The organism is Thermomicrobium sp. 4228-Ro (genome assembly GCF_026241205.1).
In the GTDB taxonomy this organism is placed as follows: Bacteria; Chloroflexota; Chloroflexia; order Thermomicrobiales; family Thermomicrobiaceae; genus Thermomicrobium.
The window spans coordinates 296,224-313,603 of the sequence record NZ_JAPFQM010000006.1; the positions used below are offsets into that span (position 1 = coordinate 296,224).

At 66.8% G+C, this 17,380-nt stretch carries 12 protein-coding genes; 2 read left to right on the plus strand and 10 right to left on the minus strand.

Translation table 11 applies throughout. The features are described from left to right. Positions 1-5: 5 nt before the first annotated feature. From OO015_RS10945 to OO015_RS10965, 5 genes are all read right to left on the minus strand, one after another. The gene (locus tag OO015_RS10945) at positions 6-1,583 is read right to left on the minus strand and encodes an APC family permease (protein ID WP_265941302.1); all 1,578 of its coding nucleotides are present in this window, start codon (positions 1,581-1,583) and stop codon (positions 6-8) included. A 744-nt stretch (positions 1,584-2,327) separates the two neighbouring features. Continuing rightward, positions 2,328-3,665 carry an ABC transporter substrate-binding protein gene (locus tag OO015_RS10950; RefSeq protein WP_265941303.1) on the minus strand — a complete coding sequence of 446 codons (1,338 nt, stop codon included), beginning with the start codon at positions 3,663-3,665 and terminating at the stop codon, positions 2,328-2,330. Between the two features lie 51 nt (positions 3,666-3,716). Then, on the minus strand, positions 3,717-5,123 hold the full coding sequence (locus tag OO015_RS10955) for an aminomethyl transferase family protein (RefSeq protein WP_265941304.1): 1,407 nt from the start codon (positions 5,121-5,123) through the stop codon (positions 3,717-3,719). 235 nt (positions 5,124-5,358) lie between these two features. Further along, positions 5,359-6,912, minus strand: a complete 1,554-nt coding sequence (locus OO015_RS10960; RefSeq protein ID WP_265941305.1) for a tannase/feruloyl esterase family alpha/beta hydrolase — start codon at positions 6,910-6,912, stop codon at positions 5,359-5,361. A gap of 168 nt (positions 6,913-7,080) precedes the next feature. Continuing rightward, the gene (locus OO015_RS10965) at positions 7,081-8,718 is read right to left on the minus strand and encodes a thiamine pyrophosphate-requiring protein (RefSeq protein ID WP_265941306.1); all 1,638 of its coding nucleotides are present in this window, start codon (positions 8,716-8,718) and stop codon (positions 7,081-7,083) included. 327 nt (positions 8,719-9,045) lie between these two features. Between OO015_RS10965 and OO015_RS10970 the strand changes: the two genes are divergently transcribed. After that, positions 9,046-10,215, plus strand: a complete 1,170-nt coding sequence (locus OO015_RS10970) for a hypothetical protein (protein WP_265941307.1) — start codon at positions 9,046-9,048, stop codon at positions 10,213-10,215. A 166-nt stretch (positions 10,216-10,381) separates the two neighbouring features. After that, positions 10,382-12,133 (plus strand): long-chain-fatty-acid--CoA ligase, encoded by a 1,752-nt coding sequence (locus OO015_RS10975; protein ID WP_265941308.1) that lies wholly within the window; start codon positions 10,382-10,384, stop codon positions 12,131-12,133. Positions 12,134-12,139: 6 nt separating this feature from the next. Here OO015_RS10975 and lgt read toward each other — a convergent pair whose 3' ends face one another. The 5 genes from lgt to OO015_RS11000 all read right to left on the minus strand — a co-directional run bounded on the left by lgt (position 12,140) and on the right by OO015_RS11000 (position 17,374). Beyond that, a complete protein-coding gene (gene lgt, locus OO015_RS10980) occupies positions 12,140-13,000 on the minus strand; it encodes a prolipoprotein diacylglyceryl transferase (protein ID WP_265941309.1) in 861 nt (286 codons plus the stop codon). A 67-nt stretch (positions 13,001-13,067) separates the two neighbouring features. After that, entirely contained in the window at positions 13,068-14,702 is a 1,635-nt protein-coding gene (locus tag OO015_RS10985; protein WP_265941310.1) for a serine/threonine-protein kinase, read from the minus strand. 65 nt (positions 14,703-14,767) lie between these two features. Further along, the gene (gene panC / locus OO015_RS10990) at positions 14,768-15,616 is read right to left on the minus strand and encodes a pantoate--beta-alanine ligase (RefSeq protein ID WP_265941311.1); all 849 of its coding nucleotides are present in this window, start codon (positions 15,614-15,616) and stop codon (positions 14,768-14,770) included. After that, positions 15,591-16,493 carry a 3-methyl-2-oxobutanoate hydroxymethyltransferase gene (panB, locus tag OO015_RS10995; RefSeq protein WP_265941312.1) on the minus strand — a complete coding sequence of 301 codons (903 nt, stop codon included), beginning with the start codon at positions 16,491-16,493 and terminating at the stop codon, positions 15,591-15,593. Before panB ends, panC begins: the two co-directional genes overlap by 26 nt. After that, positions 16,490-17,374, minus strand: a complete 885-nt coding sequence (locus OO015_RS11000; RefSeq protein WP_265941313.1) for a Rossmann-like and DUF2520 domain-containing protein — start codon at positions 17,372-17,374, stop codon at positions 16,490-16,492. The genes panB and OO015_RS11000 overlap by 4 nt, the downstream gene beginning before the upstream one ends. Positions 17,375-17,380: the final 6 nt, after the last annotated feature.

A 17,380-nucleotide genomic window follows, 5' to 3' on the forward strand; every position in this document is an offset into this window, starting at 1 on the left:
CGACCTCACTCCGCTGGGACTTCACGATAGACGAGCGAGAGATCGATGCCCTGGCGACGCCGGACCTGCCAACTGACGAGGAAAATCACGAGTCCGACGAACCAGTAGAGCGCGAATCCGACCAGACCGAGCCGTGCCAATCCGAAAGCCGGGTTGGTCAGGAAGGCCCAGAAGAGGAAGGCGAAGTAGAGGAGTGTCCCAGCTCCAGCGATCTGGATCAGCGGCAGCCCGAAGAGCTGGACGGCCGCAGGCGACCGGCGGAACGAATCGGGCCGCAGCAGCGGCCAGAGCAGGCCAGCCAGCGCAGTCGTACCGAAAGCGAGGAGATACCCGAGCGTGCTCCCGCCGAAGAAGGTGGCCGTATCGCCCCAGAAGGTAAAGACGATCAGGAACAGTTCCGCACCGATCGCGCTCAACAGGATCGCGACCACCGGGCTTCCCGTCCGCTCGTTCACCTCAGCCAGCTTCTCCGGGAGCAAGCGGTCGAAAGCCCAGGCGAACATGCAGCGGCTGTTGGCGAGATGGTTCATGATGATCGCCGCCATCGGCCAGGCGATGAAGGCGAGGGCCATGAGCCAGACGAGAACCGGGTTGTCGGTGAGGAGGCTCTGGAGCAACTGCCAACTGGGTGGTACCGTGAAGGGGTAGGCATCCGGAGCGTTCGCGAAGACGTGGTTGAAGGCGGCGAGGAAATCGGGCCCGAAGGTCTTGGCGGCTGCCCAGGCCATGAGCGTGATCATGGCAGTGCCGGCGGCCAGAGAACCGAGGACAGCCCGCGGCAGGGTTCGCCGCACATTCTGGATCTCGCCACCAGCATATTGGACGAACCACATGAAGAGCAGCGCCAGCGCATTGAGACCGGTCGCGTAGAACGTCTGCCGGAGGTCGTTCCAGGAAGCCGGGAGTTCCAGCCCCGCTTGCTGAGCCGACTGCTGGAGTGCAGCCGGATCGAAGAATCGCTGGGCGTGCGCGAGGAATTCGGCGTGGGAAGCGAGCGCGACGACGAGCACTCCCAAGGCGAGCGAGAGGAACGCGACCAGGAAGAGCGTGCGCTGGACGAGCAGGGCACGGCGCAAGCCACTGACCAGCACGGCGGCGAGCAGGACATTGACCACGGTGCCGATCAGGAGCGTGCTCCACGGCGTCGCCAAACGGTCGGCCAGCTGCGTGAGGGCTGTATTGCCGAAGAGTGTCCCGGTGATCGAGAGGCTTGCCGCGATTCCCTGGGTCGTGACCCAGTTCGCGTAGGCTCCCATCCAGGACATGTTCCAGAGCACGACGGAGCAGTTCGCGGCGAAGCCGAGCGCTGGATGCAACGTGCGGCTGATGTAGACATAATCCCCACCGGACCGCGGCATGGCGAGACCGTAGAGCATGTAGACGGTGCCGGGAAAGAGGACGAGCGGAGCCGTCATGAGGACCGAGAGCGGGAGGTTCAGGCCCGGGAAGAGCCAGGGCATGAGGACGATCTGGGTGGCCGTGATGACGAGATTGATGATCAAGAGATTGCCGATGAAGGCATCGACTGCGGAGATGCTCCGGACCAGTCCAGACGACTGCCGGACAAAGAGCCGAGCCGACATTGCCGTTCTCTCCCTTTCCTGATGTTTTCTGCGCTGTTCCAGCACGGTAGCGCATGCAGTCGACCGTCTTCAGAGTAACTCGTCCGCGCGGATACTGCAAGCGGTATCGCCGACCGACTCCGACCGGACCGTTTCGGCGTCACGAGCGACGCGCTCCCAGCACAGCCGGAAACCGTGAGGGTGCTCAGCGTACAAGGGGGTAAGGCTGGTCGGAACGAGGGTCGATTCGACCGTCATGCGCACTGGTCATGCCGAAAAGGGTTCGACAAGTGGCACGGGATGTTTCCGGCAGCTCGTCTCCGGTGCGTCATGTTGCAGGAGCAGCAGGGAACCGAGGAAGGCAAGTGCGACCAGACCGAGAGCGCGCACCACGGCCGACAGTGTCGCCGAGCCGACGCGCCACGCCGGTTCGCGCGACGGGACGGAAAGGGCAAAGAGGAGACCACACGGAGACGGGTGCGTTCGCGGATCGCACCTCGGCGGACCGCCTCTCGTGACGATCGTGAGCGACGACACGCTTCGACTGGAGTCAGCACGCGCCCGTCCATGCCCCCGGAGCACCCTGCCGCTCCTCCTGCAGTCGCTCCCATCCGCAGCCCACCGATCGGCCAGGATGGGAGAGCGGCGTGGAGGAGGCGCACCATGTTATGGGAAAACTCGTTCAGACGAGCCTGGTCACTCTCACACGAAGCGGGGCGGTGAGCCGGCACGCACCGCCCCGCTGGTGCTCGCACACCGTTCGGTTCACATGAACGTTATATCGTCGACATTGGAGATCGTCTGGAGGATCTCGTTGTAGTAGCTCCCATCGGAGGCCTTCGCGACACGGCAGATGTAGACCGTGTGCACCGGCCCCTGCGACTCGGGATAGAAAGTGAACAACCCAGCCGGCGCCTCGACGCGCACCGACTTGATCGCCCGCAGGAACGCCTGCTTGTCCTCCACGTTCCCCTTCACCGCCGCGATCGCCGCGCGCGCCACCAGACCACCGAGATAGCCGAGGTAGTCGACCTGCCCGGGGCGCCGGTTGTACTTCTGCTGGAACTTCTGCACGAACGCCTTGTTCTCCGGCGTATCGATCGAAGCGGTGTACACGGTCCCGCTGACCAGCCCGACGGCCGCATCGCCCATCTCGGCGAGGATCGAGTCGTCGGTCGTCGCACCCGAGGCGACCAGCGGGATCTGGTCCTTCAGCCCGAACTCCTCGTACTGGACGACGAGCCGGATGGCATCGCTCGAGAGTCCGTGGAACTGGAACACGGCATCGATGTTGCCAGCCTGCTGCTGGATGCGCTGGAGGTACGGCCCGAAGTCTTGCGTCCCCATCGGCGAGTAGATCTCATCGACCCAGGTTCCACCAGCCTTGGTGAAGCGCGCCTTGAAGGCGGCCAGCTCCTCCTTACCAGCAGCGTAGTCGGCAGCGAAGCCCATCATCCGCTTGTAGCCGAGCGTGTTATAGGCATAATCAGCAACCGGCGAATCGTATTGACCGTTGGCGTAGGAGACTCGGAAGATATACGGGCTGCGCATGTTGGGATCACGCGTCAGCGCTTGCAGCGCCGCGTTGGTGACGATCGTCGGCACCGCGTTCTGGTGGATGTAATCGCGCAATGCTGCCGCCTCGTTACTGAGCGTGATCCCGAGCAGGAGATGAATCCGCTGTTGCTCGACCAGCTGCCGGATCTTGGTCAGTGCCTGCTCCGGGTTGCCGCCCGAGTCCTCGACGATCAGCTCGAACGGCCGCCCACCGATCGTCTGACCAGCCTCTTCGAACGCGAGCTCGATACCGCGCCGGTTCGCTTCACCGTTCGGACTAGCCGGGCCAGAGAGCGTGAGCAGTACACCGATCCGCATCGGCTCCTTGCTGACCGTCGCGGCTGCAGTCGGTGAGGCAGCCGCTGCCGCTGTAGGCGTCGCTGCGCTCGTCGGAGTCGGCGCAGGTGCTGCAGCGGTCGGCGACGCAGCAGGAGCCTGGGTCGGGGTCGGCGTCGCCTCCTGGCCACCGCACGCAGCCATTAGCGCCGAGACCCCGAGCAATCCGAGCGTTCGTCGCAAGAACGCACGTCGCTGCATCCGTTCCATCGCTCCCTCCTCACGTAGCTCGAACTCGACTCTCCCCGACACCAATCACCGTCAATGTCCACGAGCCGCCAGGAGATACTGGCGGGCATGGTCGGCGAACGGCACGGGTGCGACCGTTGCCCGGATCGGCACCTGAACGTGCCGCTCGACGAGCGGCTTCTGCGAGCCTCCGTTGGGCTCGCCCCACAGCAAGGTTACACGCGTCCCCGGCTGGCTGTAGGCAGGATCGACGACAGCGAGCGAGAGGATCGCGCCGAAATTGGCCGAGTAGCCGCACGTCGTCGACACACCGATCCGCTCGCCGTGCTCGTTCAAGACAGTGTCGTATTGCCAGAGCGCATAGCGCGGGAGCGGCCAGTCAATGAACTTGGCACGCCGTCCCGGCGGCTCGGTGAACATGGTCCGGATCGCCTGCGTGACATCCTCGCCGTCCCAAACGAGGGTCACTTTGACGCGATGCGGCTCGTTCGCCATCCGCTCGAGCGCCGCACGCCCGATGAAATCATGGTCGAACTTGACGAGATGTCCGTACCCGAGATCCCAGGGCGTGAAGTAATAGTCTTCGATGTTCGGCGAGTAGAAGCTCCCGCCGATCGAGCCGATCGCTTCCTCGCTCGTCGCCGGCAGCCACTCGCGGTAGGCCCGGAGTTCCGGGCTGGTATAGATCGCCGGCACCGGCGAGGGAATCCATCCGACCCCCTCGATCCCGCTCGTGATGTAGGCCTTGGAGCCGACCCGCCGCAGACCATACTTCTGCCCCGCCTCGGGGATCGCCTGGCGCACCACCTCGCGATCCTCCCACGGCCCGAAAAGCTCGGCGCCCGGCACCCCAGCCATCCCGTGACGCAGGAAGAACACCCGGCGCCCGGCGATCGTCGTCTCACCGATGCGGAAGTACTTCACCTCGGGCAGCGGCCCACCGTTGAGCTCCTCGAGGAGCGGGAGCGCCTGCGGCCCCTGCACCTCGAACCGGTAGACCGTCCGCGGCCGGTTGGGGTCAACGACCGACCAGGCGTCCTTTTCGACCGTGACGTCGTAGCCGCCCGTCTCGGCATGGAACTGCACCCAGTTGTTGATGCCGGGCCGCGACACCAGCTTGAGCCGACCGTCCGGCAGATAGAACAGAATACCGTCACCGATAACGTACCCTTCGGGGCTGACAGCGACCAGCTGCTTCGCCTGCCCCGGCTGGAAGTTCTTGAACGAGTTAACACCGACCCGTTCGAGCAAGGCGATCGCATCCGGCCCGCTGAGGTAGAGATTGGTCATGTGGTAGGACTGGTCGAACAGCGCAACCGTCTCGCGCCAGCTGTGCTGTTCGTCCCGCCAGTTGGTGAATTCCGGCGGCAAATCCGGAAACGTTCCGAGCAGCGTCAGCGGCTGGTTATAGAGGTGATCGACGATGCTCGGCACGCGCTTGAGCAATGCCTGGAGGCTCGACACGGCCTGCTGCGTCATCGACTTCTCTCCGTTTCACGACTCGATAACCCCCACAGAATCCACGGGGGACACCGAGCCACGAGCCCCGCAGAGTCCTTCAGTCTTCAAGTTATCGACCATTCACCGTTCGGTCAAGGCAAGTGTTCCGATATCCCGAACACGAGACTCCTGTGGCACCGCGAGACTGGTTCCCGGCCCGATTCCCGTTCCTCATGCTGCTCCGGGACGAAGATGACGATCGGTGCGTCAGCCGTCATCGTTCGCGGAGGAAGCCCCGCGCCGGTCGGCAGAGGTAGCTCCGTGCATCATTGGGATCACCGCCCTGGTAGACCGGCCAGTTCGGATACCGGCAGGCCGGGAGGGTGCGAGCGACCGGCTCCGTCTGGGAGAGCACGAGGTCTTCCGCCGGCGGGATGCCCTGCTCGACCCACTGCGCGAGGACCGTCAACCAGTCGGCCCGGCTGGGCGCGTTGCCGCCACCGTGATTGGCACCCGGCACGACGTAGAGCCGTGCGAACGCATCGACCGTCTCGGCCCCCAGCGTTTCGACGACCCGCTGGAGATACTCGATCCCCGCATACGGGCTCTGTGCGTAATCCGCCATGTATTCGACGAGGATCAGCTTGCCACCACGCGTGGCGAAGCGAGAGAGATCCGGGTCGGTCGAATCGACGATGTGGGAGACCTCCACGATCCGCTCGCGCCAGCGCAGATCGTTGGGATCGAATTCGTATGTCTGAAACGTCGGATCGCGGACGATGGCATAGCGCACGAACTGTGCACCGAAGTTGACGATGATCGAACCACCAGGATCCACCCCTTCGGGCTGTACTGGCGGCGGTGGCGCCGGCCCCATGACCCAGATATCCCATCCACCCGGCAGGTCCTCGTTGCCGACTGGCCATCCCGGATAGGACCGGACACCGTTCGCCAGCGGATACTCGAGCTCCAGCCGCGAACGGAAGAGCCGCACCGCTGCCAGCTGGGCATCGGTGAGGCACCCGTCCCGACGATCACCGGTGCAGCGGAGCGCGGCCGGGTCGAAGGTGCACGCCGCGTAGTCGATGAGGAGGCCGTCCAGTACCGCGTCCGGCCCACCACAGGCCGCGCGTTGCGCCTGCGCGAGCAGATGGATCCGCTCACGATCCATCCAGCCGCCATCGCGCAAGGCGCGGCCCATGCGGTTGCCAGCCAGCTGCAGCAGGGTGAAGTTGACGACCGGTACGATGCTCAAGACACCGTCGTAGTCGTCGGGAAAGCGCTGAGCGACCGTGAGTGCCTCGCGCCCGCCTTGCGAGAGCCCGGTGAAATACACCCGCTCCGGTGCCGCACCGTAGAAGGTGCACAGCAGCGTCACCGCAACGTCGTGGGTCTTCTTGAGCGCAGCGTACCCGAAATTCTCCAGCGCCTCGTCGTTGAGCGCGAACGCAGCGTTCATCCCTACGTGACCGGAGTCGCTCGCGAACGTCGCGTAGCCACGTGCCAGCGGTACCGGCACATCCGGCAACGATCCGGGCACTGGATCGGTTCCCGTCGGCACGAACCCGTTGTATCCGCCTCCCCCAAAGTGGAGAGCGCGCCCGTTCCACCTCGCTGGGAGGTTGACACGGAACCGGATAGGCGGCGCCGTTGCATCGACCGGCTCGATCACTCCCTCGACGCGACAATAGGCCGGAAGCCGGCCGTCGGACGGAACGAACTCCGCTTGCTCCACGCGCGCCCCACGGGTCGGTAACGCGATCGCCGGTGCCGGGATCGACAAACCAGCCAGTGCTGCGCACCGCCGTTCCGGTCCTGCTTCGCCCACTGCCCCCCCTCTCGGCTGCCCCTCCGAGACACTGATCCATGCGCAAAGACGACTGCATGATGGCAGGACTGCCCTCATCCTGCGCGGCGCAGGCCGCCGGCGCAAGGAGATCGTTCAGGACTGAAGAACACAGCCTGAATGCCCATTCCTCGATGCTGCAGCCGACCATCACGGTGTCGAGATCGCGAGCTCTTTTCCGGTAATGAACTCCAGCAATGCTGGCGACCCGTCCTCGACAGCACGCAGGGCCCGCTGGATGGCCGGCACGATCTGACTCGGCTCGGTGACCCGCTCGCCGTAGCCGCCCATCGCGCGGGCGAAGGCTGCGTAGTCGCCGCTGATATCGGTCGCGCGGTACTTCTCGGTCGCGACCGGCATTACCGGGATCTCGATCGCCATCGAGAAGTTGTTGAAGAGGATCGAGAGAATCGGGATCCGCTCGCGCACTGCCGTTTCGAAGTCCATACCGGTCATGCCGATCGCCGCATCGCCCCAAACGTTGACACAGAGCATGTCGGGCCGGGCGAGCTTGGCACCCATCGCCAGGCCGAGACCATAGCCGAGCTGGGTCGACTTCCCCCAGCCCAGGTAGGTGAGCGGCCGCTTGGCGACCCAGAACGGCGAGAGTTGGTCACGCGGGCTTCCAGCATCGTGGGTGATGATCGTCCGCTCGACATCGAGCGTGTGCATCAGCTCCCAGATGACTCGGTACGGTGTCAACGGCACTTCGTCCGAGGTGAGTTTCGGCAGCCACTGAGCGAGCCACGCTTCACGGACGCGCCGGATTTCGGCGGCGACCTCCGGTAAGCGCCCGCGCGGTCTACCACCGAGTCGTTCGCTGACCGCTTCGTAGAGCGCCGCCAGCGTGAGCTTGGCGTCCCCGAGCAAGGCGTGCGTCACGGGAACGTCCTTGTTGAGATCGGCCGGATCGAGCGTGGCATGGACGATCGTCTTCCCCTCGTACGGGATACGCACGCCGTAGTTCGTCTTGGTGAAGCTGCAGCCGATACCGAAGATGACATCAGCTTCCCGCAGGAAATGCGAGACCGTCGCCGGATAGGCCCGACCACCCGAGCCGAGCGCGAGTGGGTGATCCTCCGGAAAGGCGCTCTTACCCTGTAGACTCGTGCAGACCGGCGCCTCGAGGAGTTCCGCCAGCGCCCTGAGTTCTTCCCAGGCCTGCGCGTAGTGCACCCCTTGCCCGGCATAGATGACCGGGCGCTCGGCAGCGACGAGCACGGCCGCAACCTCGTCGACTGCGACCGGATCGGGCGCGACCCGCACCCGTGGCGCCGGGCGATACTCGAGCGTACCCGTGAACTCCTCCTGGACGAGATCGCGCGGCAGCTCGATGACGACCGGGCGCGGCCGACCGTTCTTGAGCTGTGTCCAGGCCCGCCGCAAAACGTTCGGCACCTCGCTGGGGAGCACGACCTGCTCAACCCACTTGGCGATTTCGCGGAAATTGAGGAGCGCGCTGAAGTTCGGTGGCAGGTTCAGCATCGGTCGTGGGTACCCTTCGGGAAGAACGAGAACCGGAACACTGTCGGCATAGGCCTGCGCCACCGCACCGAAGGCATTCTCCGTGCCCGGGCCATGCTGCATCGCGAAGACACCGATCCGCTGCCCCGAGGTCACCCGGCTCATCGCATCGGCCATGTGGATACCGACGCGCTCCTGCCGAACGATCACCGTCCGGATATCGGCGCGGGCAGCCGCCTCCAGGACATCGTTGACCGGGTACCCGATGATGAGGTCGACCCCCTCGCGCTTCAGGATCTCGGCAACTGCGTCTGCGACACGCATGCTAGCCCCCTTCGGCTCTCTCCCGTCGTCCGGACACTGCACCGCGTGGAGGGGCGAGACGGGTTCGGGGCGACAATGGCGATGCCGATCGCTCAGCAGCCGGGGTACGAACCATCTTTAGGCCCCACCGTCCCTCGGTGGAGTCTAACACGGTCGCGTTGCACGGTCGGCAGGCCCGGTGGATAGACCGACGCCCGCCCGGACGTCACCCGACTGCAGCGTCTCGCCGCTTCCGGCCGGTACGCCAGGTTTCGCTTCAGTTACGATAGATTCTGGTGAACGAGAGGAGACCGGGTGACCGGATCCCCGGTACCGGGAGAGGGCTCGGTGGAGCGACGGCCTCGCCGAGAACGGATCTTGGCGGCCCTGATCATCCTCATCCCGCCACTCGCTGCAGTCCTGCTCTTGGTACCTCGCTGGCGAGCGATCGCGGTGCGGGGGCTGCTGGCCTGGGGGCACGCTGTCCTCGCCCTCGCTGCCTTCCTCTGGTTCGCCGCTGTCAACGCGCAACGACTCGACGAGGGTGACCGGTACGCCGACCTCGGTATGCTCTTCCTGTTCGTCTGGGTCGTCAGCGCCCTCGTGATCCCGTTCGGGCTGGCGATCCGCCAGCTCATCGCTGGGGGCAGCACGAGCGCCGCCCCACGCCCCTGGCAAGTCGCGCTGCACTTTCGCTCCGACGACAGGAGCGAGAGTCTGGTCAGGCGGGTGGAACAGTGGCTCGCCGAGCAGCGAGGTGTGCGAGCCGTGGACGGTGGCTGGATCGTCATCGAGCCGACGGTCGTCGACGAACAGAGCATGTGGTCCTCGTTGCTCGTAGTCCGCGGGGCACTCGCGCTGCTGCCGGACAACGACGGAAGGACGATGACCGCGCTCTACCGCGTGTATCCCCCGTCACGCTGGCCCCTCGCCCGGGACTTCTGGTCGCGTGCCGTCCGCCGCCAGGCGCTCCTCCTCGCCGAGCGGTGGAACGCCCATGCTGAGCCGACCGAGCCTCCGTCCCTGGCTCCGAAGATCGAGCGAGCACTCGAGGAGGGCCTCCGACTCACCTGGGAGCTGGACCGCCTGGCTGTCCGCGGCACCGACCTGATGACGCTCGCGGGAGTGGCTGTCGTGACGCTGGGTCTGGTCGTCGCTCTCGGGCTGCCACTGTTTCCGACCATGGACGGCGCACTCGTCGGCGCGGCTGGGTTGCTCGCCGCTCTTTCGAGCGCGGCGATCATCAGCGCGGCCTGGTTCGCCTACCGCGTGCGCGTGTCGCTCCGCGCCTTCGCGGCTGGCAGCGATCGATCACCGCGGATGTCGCTCGCCGCATTCCTCCGGCGTCGCCCGCTGGTGCTGCTCCTCGCCGTTACTGGCGCAACCGCGTTCGTGGTCAGTCTCGGCTGGGCCTTGTCGCCCGAAGCACCGGAGTGGGCAGCGATCGTGAGCGTCGCGGTCCTGGTGCTCCCGCCGCTCGTCGCGCTGTGGCTCGGTACCCGGCTGGCCGAGCAGTAGTGTCTCTCCGACCGGATGACCGCCTGGGGAAAGCCTGGCACTCTTCAGGTGTGTGCGCCGCAACGGGGAAGCTCCCGCGTAGCCTGGCGCGCTTCGCTATAGTAAACGGCAAGACGTCCGCCGCGGGTGTGTCGAGCCAGCCGCGCCGCGAGAAGGGAGCTGACGAGTGGGTGCGACGAGCCAGCTACCACAATCGCTACCACTGACAACCGAAGCTCGACCGTGGCTTCGCCATTACGAGCCTGGTGTGCCCCCACAGCTCGAGATCCCGGAAACGACGATGCCGGCATATCTGGCGCTCAACGCGGGACGCTATCCCCGCCGCGAGGCGATCCGTTTCTTCGGTAAGGCAATCACCTATCGGGAGCTCGACGAGGCCGTCAACCGGTTCGCCAACGTGCTCGTCCGGCTCGGCGTCCAGCCAGGTGACCGGGTCGCGCTCGTCCTGCCCAACTGCCCCCAGATCGTCATCGGCTACTACGGTGCCTTGCGCGCCGGCGCAGTCGTCGCACCCTGCAACCCGCTCTACGCCGAGCCGGAACTCGCGTACCAGCTGCGCGATGCCGAGGTCAAGATCGTCCTCTGCCTCTCGCTCATGTTCCCCAAGGTCCAGACGATCCGCGACCAGGTTCCGACGCTCGAGCACGTCATCGTGACGAATATCAAGGAGTATCTGCCACCGCTCGCCCGCGTCGGCTTCACGCTCTTCCGCGAGCGGAAAGAAGGACACGAGGTGACGTTACCGGAGGACGGTCGCACGCACTGGCTGCAGCCGCTCCTCCAGAACGCTCCGGCCACACCACCGGGCGTCACGAGGGAGCCAGACGACCTGGCTGTCTTGCAGTACACCGCTGGGACGACCGGCATACCGAAGGGCGCGATGTTGACGCACCGGAACCTCGTGGCGGTCACCTTGCAGACGCACGCGTGGGCGCGCAATATCGAGGAGCCGGACGGTTCCGACGTCGTCCTCGGTGTTATCCCGATTTTCCACATCTACGGTCAGACGGTCGTCATGAACTTCCCGATCGTCAGCGGCGGCTGCATGGTGCTCATTCCGCGGTTCAACCTGAAAGAGGTCCTCGAAGCGATCGACCACGAGCACCCGACTTTCTTTCCTGGCGTGCCGACCATGTATGCTGTCCTGGCGAACGCCCCCAAGGTCGAGAAGTACAACCTGCGCTCGCTCAAGGCCTGCATTTCCGGCGCCGCGCCGCTCCCGGTCGCTGTCCAGGAACAGTTCGAGCAGCTCACCGGCGCGCGGCTCGTCGAGGGGTACGGTCTTTCGGAAGCGCCGGTGACGCACTGTAACCCGATCCTCGGCGAGCGGCGTCCTGGGACGATCGGCCTGCCGCTTCCGAGCACCGAAGCGATCGTCGTCGACCTCGAGACCGGAACGCAGATGCTCCCACCGGGCGAGATCGGCGAACTCGCCGTGCGCGGTCCTCAGGTCATGCAGGGTTACTGGAAGCGGCTGGACGAGACGGAGCGCGTCTTCCGCGGCAGCTGGTTCCTGACCGGCGACATCGCACGCATGACCGAGGACGGTTACTTCCAGATCGTCGACCGTCGCAAGGACATGATCATCGTCGGTGGCCTCAAGGTCTTCCCGAGCGAGGTGGAATCGGTCCTCCTGCAGCACCCAGCGGTCAAGGAAGCGGTCGTGGTCGGGATTCCCGATCCCTACCGCGGCGAGACGGTCAAGGCGTACGTCGTCCTCCGCGAGGGGGCTCAAGTGGATGCCCGAGACCTCCTGGCCTTCTGCCGCGAGCGCCTGGCCCCGCATCGGGTGCCGCGCGAGATCGAGTTCCGGGCGGAACTGCCGAAGAACCTGATCGGCAAGGTGCTCCGGCGCAAGCTGGTGGAGGAGGAACTGGCCAAGCGGCAGGGCAGCGCCCCCACCGCGCCCGAGGGGTAGGCGGACTCAGGAGCGCGCCACGGCAGCCGCCGGTGTCCGCCGGCGCAGCAGCCAGACGAGCGCGACCGCGCCAGCCAATGCGGTGACCAGCGCGATGACTTGTGCTTGCTGGAGCCCCCAGATCCAGACGGCTTCCTGGCGGACGAAGCTGATCCAGAAGCGACCGATACCGTAGAGCACCCAGTAGAGCGCGAAGAGCGAACCGTCGGGAAGCCCCCGGCGGCGCAAACGCCAGAGGATGGCCAGCACCAGAAAGTTGACCGCCATATCGTAGAGCGGATAGGGGTGGGTCGGGACACCGAGGAGATCGGCCGGGAGGAGCGCCTTCGGATTGGTGTACCGGAGCGCGAAGGGGCAATAGCCGAGCCCGTCGGCTGGCGTCCCGGCGGCAACACCAGCGCAGGCCAAGCAGGTGCACGGGCCACCCCAGGCGTCGCCGTTGATGAGGCAGCCGAAACGCCCGATGCCTTGGGCGAGCAGAAGCCCCGGTGCGACCGCGTCCGCGACCGGCCCGATCGGCACGCGGTGGCGCCAGAGAAGCACGATCGCTGTCACCGTGCCACCGATGATCGCTCCGTAGACGGCCAGCCCTCCTTCGGTGAAAGCGAGGATCCGCCAGGGTTGGCGGAGATACTCGCCGAGATGGTCGAGGACGAAGAACAGCCGGGCACCGACGATGCCACCCAGAATCGTCACGATCGCGACGAGGTCGAAGTTGGGGAGCGTGATCCCTTTGCGGGTGAGCTCCCGGCTGGCCAGCCATACCGCTGCCAGAATCGCCAGCGCCGTGAAGAGCCCGTGCCACGTCAGGAGGACGGGGCCGATCCGCGCGATATCCGGATCCATTCCGATCGTGACCGTGAACATCGTCGACTCCTCTCAGCTGCTCCACCCAGCTCGAGTCTACCACCGATACCCCGGGCGGGTATAACGGTCACCGCGCGACACGGACGCGCACCGCACGGATCGCGAGCCAGGGCTCATCATCACGGTCGCTGGACTCACCGAGATTCGACAAGGTCACCGTGACCGGCACATCCTCCGGCAGACGGTCGAACGCGACGATGACTGACCGCCGTGCCCAGTCCGGGCCTGGGAATGCGTCTTTCCCCTGCCAGAGGATCCGGTCACCGAGCGCGAGCGCGAGAATGGCTGGCGGGTTGCCCCGACTCTGCCGTCCCTCGATTTCGATGAGCAGTCGTTCGCTGCCCGCTGGCACGACGAAACGCACCGTTCCACTCTGCTGGCCGAAAAGCAGGGCTGCGTTCGCCAGGTCGCGGGTGAAGCCCGGCAGCGCACCGTCCCGATAGGGGAGATAGGCCCCCTCGACCTCCTCCGGGGCGAGCTCGAGCGCAGGCGCTTCTGCGAACCGACGCAACTCCGGCGGTGTCGGCTGCACGATCTCGAGAGAACCGAACAGTACAACGACTGCTGAAGGGGTCGGCTCGGGCGTCGGCGTCGGTTCAGGGGTCGCAGTCGGCACCGGAGTTGCTGTCGCAGTCGGGGTCGGAGCGACGGTCGGAGTGGCAGTCGATCGCGTCGCCTGGGCCACCGGCGATGGAACCGGCGTGGGTACGGGCTCGCCTCCGCCCAGCTGTGCCCAGGTCAGGACAGCGAGCACCGCCACCACCGCCAGCGAGAGCGCTGTCGCACCACCAGCGAGCGCGAGCAGGCGAGGACGTCCCACCTCGACACCGCTCCTCATCGCCACCGCGGCAGAGCGTCCAAGCACCGGTGCGCGTCCCGGTTGCTGCGCGGCAGCCTGCAGCGCAGCGAGCATCGCCTCAGCCGAGCGGTAGCGCGCTCCTGGATCCTTCGTCAGCGCCCGGAGCACGACCTGCTCGAGTGCTGGCGGGATATCGCGACGCCAGCGCCGGGGAGGAACCGGCACGGCGTGCAGATGCTGGGCGAGGAGTTCTTCGGGCGTTTGCCCGGGATAGGGGAGGTGCCCCGTCAAGAGCTCGTAGAGGATGACGCCGACTGCATAGAGGTCGCTCGCTGGGGTAGCTGGCTCACCGCGCACGCGCTCCGGGGCAACGTAGGCTGCAGTACCCACGAGTTCGACCGGGCCACTGAGCGTCGGATCATCGCTGCGCCGCGCGATCCCGAAATCGGTCAGCTTGGCCCGTCCCTGACGATCGAGGAGCACGTTGGCCGGCTTGACGTCGCGGTGGACGATGCCGGCCCGGTGGATCGCCGCGAGTCCCTGGAGGATGTCGACCGTGATCCGCACCGCCTCCTTGACGGGAAGCGGCGCGCGCTCGCGGATGAGGCGCGCCAGGTCACCGCCATCGACCCACTCCATGACGATGTAGCGGCGTTCGCCATCCTGTCCCGCGTCGAAGACCTGCACCACGTTCGGGTGGGAGACGGCGGCGGCTGCCCGCGCTTCTCGCTCGAAGCGTGCGAGATCGGTCGCCTGGGAGCTAGTGAGACGCAGCACCTTGACTGCGACTGGGCGATCGAGCACCAGGTCACGGGCGAGATAGGTCGTCGCCATCCCACCGCTGCCGAGTGGGGCTTCGACCCGATAGCGACCAGCGATGACCGTCGGCGGCGAGCTCGACACGACAGAACTCCCGAACCGCGCTCGTCGGGGCCGATTGTACGCGGGGCACGTCCGGCATGACGACCTCAGGGTGCCGCCGGATCGAGCGGGACGTTGTCGATCAGGCGCGTGGTGCCGACCCAGGCGGCGACGAGCAGCAGTGCTGGTCGCTCGACCCGCTCGACTTCTTCGAACGATTCCCGGTCGCTCACGCTGACGTATTCGAGGCGCACCGGGGTGCCAGCGAGCCTCTCGCGCACCGTGCGCCGGAGCGCTTCAGCCGCGCGCTCGCCAGCCTGGAACTGCTCGAGCGCTGCGAAGAGGGCACGCGGCAACGCAGCAGCAGCTTGCCGTTCCTCCGGATCGAGGTAGACGTTACGGCTGCTCATCGCCAGCCCGTCGGGCTCGCGCACGGTCGGTACCGGGACGATCGCGACGGGTAGCGCGAGATCGCTGACCAGGCGCTGGACGACCAGCACCTGCTGCGCATCCTTCCAGCCGAAGTAGGCACGCTGCGGCTGGACGAGATTCAGGAGGCGCGCCACCACGGTGGCGACACCGCGGAAGTGGCCGGGTCGCGCCGCCCCCTCGAGCCGCTCGGCGACCGGCCCGCGCACGACGACCGTCGTCGCGAAGCCGGGCGGGTACATCTCCGCGACCGCTGGAGCGAAGACGAGGTCGACCCCTTCCGCTCGCAGCAAGGCGAGGTCGCGTTCCAGGTCGCGCGGGTACCGCTCGTAGTCTTCCTCTGGCCCGAACTGGAGCGGATTGACGAAGATGCTCACGACGACCCGCTCGTTCTCGACACGCGCCCGCCGGACGAGCGCGAGATGCCCGTCGTGGAGATACCCCATGGTCGGGACGAAACCGACCGAGCGACCAGCCTGCTCGGCTCGCCAGCGACGGAGCTCAGCCACAGTCCGAGCCACGTGCATCGCGGCCTCCCTCCCGTCGAGCGCGGTACTCCTGCGCGATCGCCTCGACGGTCTCGGCATCGAGATCGCGCGGCAACCCGAAACTCTCCGCCTCGCCAGGGAAGGCACCGTTTCGCACGTCTTCGGCATAGCGCCGGAGCGCCTCGCTCACGATGCCCGCCAGGTCAGCGTAGGCGCGAGCATGGCGTGGGAGGGGGCCAGGAGTGAGACCCAGGAGGTCGGTCAGCACCTGCACCTGACCGTCGCAACCCGGGCCAGCTCCGATCCCGATCGTCGGGACCTGCACGACCTCGCTGACCGCGCGGGCGACCGGTGCCGGGATCAGCTCGAGCACGATCGCGAACGCGCCGGCTTCCTCGAGCGCGAGGGCGTCCGCAAAGAGCTGGCGTATGGCAGCGACACTGCGCGCCTGCACCCGGTAGCCCCCCAGCGCGTGCACCGATTGCGGCGTGAGCCCGAGGTGGCCCATCACCGGAATACCGGCACGGACCAGGCGTGCCACCGTCTCGACCACCGGCCCACCGCCCTCCACCTTGACGGCCTGTGCACCGCCCTCCTGGACGAGGCGACCAGCGTTGCGCAGCGCCTCTTCCGGCGTCACCTGGAAGGTGAGGAACGGCATGTCAGCCACGACGAGCGCCCGGCGAACAGCACGCGTGACCGCGCGCGTGTGGTGGAGCATGTCGGAGAGCGTCACCGGGATCGTCGTCTCGTAGCCGAGAACGGTGTTCCCGAGCGAGTCACCGACCAGGATGACCGGGATACCGGCCTCGTCGGCGAGCCGTGCCGTCGGATAGTCGTAGGCTGTGACCATCACGATCCGTTCGCCACGCCGCTTCATCGCGACCAGATCGGCGACCGTGACCCGCTGCGTCATCGTGGCACCTCCTCGCCATGCTGCCCCGCAGCCAACCACTGGGCGAGCGCCTCGAGCGCGGCCAGGCGCTCGGGGTCAGCGGCTGCGCGTTCGCGCGCGAGCGGGAGCATCGCCCGAGCGAGCGCCCGATAGAGGGCAAGCTGTTCTGGGGCGGCCTGTGCGAGCGCCTGCAGGTGTCGCTCGAGCGTCGCCCGGTCGGCCCGCGCCACCGGCCCGGTGAGCGCCTGCGGCAAGCCGAGCCACTCCAGATTGTCCAACACGCCACGCAGGAGTGGCAGGAGATGGCGTACCGCGTGCGCTCGTTCGAAGCCGGCTGCTCGGGCGAGGAGCTCGGCCGCCGTCCCCACCAGCGCGACGAACCCGTTGGCGGCGATCGCCGCCGCGGCATGGTAGAGCGGTCGCTGGGCTGGGTCGAGCGCGAACGGCTCGGCACCGAGCCGTCGAGCCAACCAGGTCAGTTCGGCGGCGAGCGGTGGATCGGCATCGATGGCGACGCCCACGCCGCGCCAGGCTGAGGGATCGGTCCGGCCGGCGAAGGTCTGAAGCGGATGGAACGCGCCCGTCTCAGCGCCGGCGCGAGCGGCCGGTTCGAGCAGCTCGCGACCGTAGGCACCAGCCAGATGGATCACTGCCTGACCGGCTCGCCAGCGAAGCTGGCTGCAGAGCGGAGCGATCGCGCTGTCCGGCACCGCCAGGACGACGAGCGCGCCGCGATCGACCGCAGCCTGCGGATCAGCGACCGCCTCGGCACGAGGCAGCTGGGCTGCCAACGCCTGTGCCCGCTCGAACCGGCGGCTCCATACAGCGGCTACGACGATCCCAGCGACTGCGAGCGCGGTACCGAGCGCAGTCGCGGCACCACCGGCCCCGAGCAGCGCCACCGGCTG

What these genes read in the sequence shown, in the direction of transcription:
- OO015_RS10945 (WP_265941302.1), bottom strand. Translation starts at nt 1,583, where the DNA reads ATGTCGGCTCGGCTCTTTGTCCGGCAGTCGTCTGGACTGGTCCGGAGC.
- OO015_RS10950 (WP_265941303.1), bottom strand. Translation starts at nt 3,665, where the DNA reads ATGGAACGGATGCAGCGACGTGCGTTCTTGCGACGAACGCTCGGATTG.
- OO015_RS10955 (WP_265941304.1), bottom strand. Translation starts at nt 5,123, where the DNA reads ATGACGCAGCAGGCCGTGTCGAGCCTCCAGGCATTGCTCAAGCGCGTG.
- OO015_RS10965 (WP_265941306.1), bottom strand. Translation starts at nt 8,718, where the DNA reads ATGCGTGTCGCAGACGCAGTTGCCGAGATCCTGAAGCGCGAGGGGGTC.
- lgt (WP_265941309.1), bottom strand. Translation starts at nt 13,000, where the DNA reads ATGTTCACGGTCACGATCGGAATGGATCCGGATATCGCGCGGATCGGC.
- panC (WP_265941311.1), bottom strand. Translation starts at nt 15,616, where the DNA reads ATGCACGTGGCTCGGACTGTGGCTGAGCTCCGTCGCTGGCGAGCCGAG.
- panB (WP_265941312.1), bottom strand. Translation starts at nt 16,493, where the DNA reads ATGACGCAGCGGGTCACGGTCGCCGATCTGGTCGCGATGAAGCGGCGT.